At 42.9% G+C, this 1,962-nt stretch carries 4 protein-coding genes and 1 pseudogene; all 5 read right to left on the reverse strand.

The window, feature by feature from the left end:
• On the reverse strand, window positions 1–209 hold a 209-nt coding region (locus tag QUA45_RS28595), incomplete at its 3' end, for a DUF6745 domain-containing protein (RefSeq protein ID WP_333223301.1).
• Window positions 210–245: 36 nt separating this feature from the next.
• Window positions 246–668: a hypothetical protein gene (locus QUA45_RS28600; RefSeq protein WP_333223303.1), complete on the reverse strand. Its 423-nt coding sequence runs from the start codon at window positions 666–668 to the stop codon at window positions 246–248.
• A 136-nt stretch (window positions 669–804) separates the two neighbouring features.
• On the reverse strand, window positions 805–1,215 hold the full coding sequence (locus tag QUA45_RS28605) for a type II toxin-antitoxin system VapC family toxin (protein ID WP_333223305.1): 411 nt from the start codon (window positions 1,213–1,215) through the stop codon (window positions 805–807).
• Entirely contained in the window at window positions 1,212–1,466 is a 255-nt protein-coding gene (locus tag QUA45_RS28610; protein ID WP_190662602.1) for a hypothetical protein, read from the reverse strand. The genes QUA45_RS28605 and QUA45_RS28610 overlap by 4 nt, the downstream gene beginning before the upstream one ends.
• A 180-nt stretch (window positions 1,467–1,646) precedes the next feature.
• Window positions 1,647–1,962: pseudogene (locus QUA45_RS28615) on the reverse strand (FAD-dependent oxidoreductase); the annotation flags it as partial.

Below are 1,962 nucleotides of genomic sequence, written 5' to 3' on the forward strand. Positions count from 1 at the left end.
TGAATTGCGGGCCCTCCTTCGGCGTGGAGGCGGTGTTGGGAGTCGAAAGAGAAGATGCGGGGGCGATCGCACACAATGCAAACTTTTTCATAGGGAAAAATCCAGCCGCATTGCGTTGTAAAAAACAGCAGGGGTTGCCAGTTGATATGATTAGGATTGCATTTTAAGCCGGAAAAACAGAAGTCAAAAATTGTCCAATATCCTGCCATGGCTATAGGGTGGATATAGCTGTGATATTCCTCACCTCAATAAGAATTGACTGGAGCCAATATTTCGGTTAATTTTTTGGTAAATAAGTCATAGCTAATATTACTACGTACTTGACTGTAAATTTGGCAAAATAACCTATATGAAATTTGTTTAAATATGAGGCATTCCACAGTATGATTTTTCAGTTTCTTTGTAAATAGCCGACAAAGATTGAGTCCTAATTTTTCGGATAGGTGATTAATTGATTGGTCGCCGTCAATAACAAGATTAGCACCTTTATAGGGGCTACGGCAAAAAATAATATCCGGTTTTTTTTCGTTAATTGCCCGGTAAGCTTCTTTAACTGCCTCTGTCGCTCTTTCGCAATCGAGCGGCTCGGTGGAGTACATTATTTTCTTCCACTTTTCCGCATAAACTAGCATTAAATCTTCTTGTTCGGGAGTAAGTGTTTCAATCATCGTTGTTCTCTAAATTCGATTGACCCGTGCACCTAGCAATTCAGTCATTGCTTTGTAAAATTATAGTTGACAGCTACGACGAGCGCAATTGCATATTTTCCAGTGCGATCACTCCATCATTTTCCAATAGCTCAACTCAGACCTCTATCTCCCAATCTTCCAGACGCAAACCCTCAACGCGGCTGAACTCGCGGGTATTGTGAGTTACAAGAATTAGGTTGTTGGCAAGAGCAATAGAGGCAATCAAGAGGTCATTAGGGCCCATAGGTGTCCCAGATGCAGCTAGCCCGGCGCGAATTTGACCGTAAATTAGGGCAGACTGGTCATCAAAAGGCAAGCTTACAAACTCACTGAAAAAACGTTCTAGTCTAGCTAGATTGCTATCTTTACGCGAACTTCTAAAAGCACCCCAGTAAACTTCTGCTTTAACTACAGAGCATAATGTTACATCACCCGATCGCATCATTGCTAGTCGGCGAGATAAGGCTGAGTTGCGGTCTTCGTTTAACAAACGGATACAACTATTAGTGTCTAACAGATAAATCACAGCAATTCTTCCCGGATTTCATATTCCAACTGCTCAGGACGAACAAGCGGTTCTCCCTCCCAGCTTCCTATTACTGTCTCAAAAAAACCGGGCGACCAGCCTAAATCTTCCGGGGTTTTACCCTCAGTTGCTGGTGTTATGCGCTGGAAAACTACAATAACTTCCAAATCTGTATCTGTAATCCCAACGGGGACTTGCAAATGCAACATCCCGTCCGAACCGACGTGCGATCGTACTTTAATACTTTGCATAACTCTGGTCTCATTAAGTTTGTACTGAAATTCAATCTTGTCAGGAATTACTCATCTATGCCAAAGAAACCGGGTTTTTTACCGAATATGTGGGTGAGTGCGAAAGATTTTCGTCAAAAAACCCAGTTTTTGACCACCCGTGCGTCATTCTACATCTATATTTAGGATTAGTGTATCTCATTAATTTTGCACCAGAACCCTAGTTAATCCACAACCAATTAATCGCGCTGGAATATTTCGCAAAATTGGTAACTGCAACAAAAGTGGCGGTGTAAACGGTCGATTTGTATCTAATGCGCCTTTAATAATTCGCTCCTGTACAAACGACTGAAATGCTTGAATGATGCGTGTGGGCAACTCCCGCTGTCGCTGCACTTCTGCCAAATCCCACAGATGCACGCGATCGTTTTTCAGGGAGTCGCTGAGTACATTAGCCGCGACGACAGCATCTTGAATAGCATAGTTAATTCCCACACCGCCTACGGGCGACATGACG

The sequence above is a fragment of the Microcoleus sp. Pol12A5 genome (genome assembly GCF_036701435.1).
Classification (GTDB): Bacteria; Cyanobacteriota; Cyanobacteriia; order Cyanobacteriales; family Microcoleaceae; genus Microcoleus.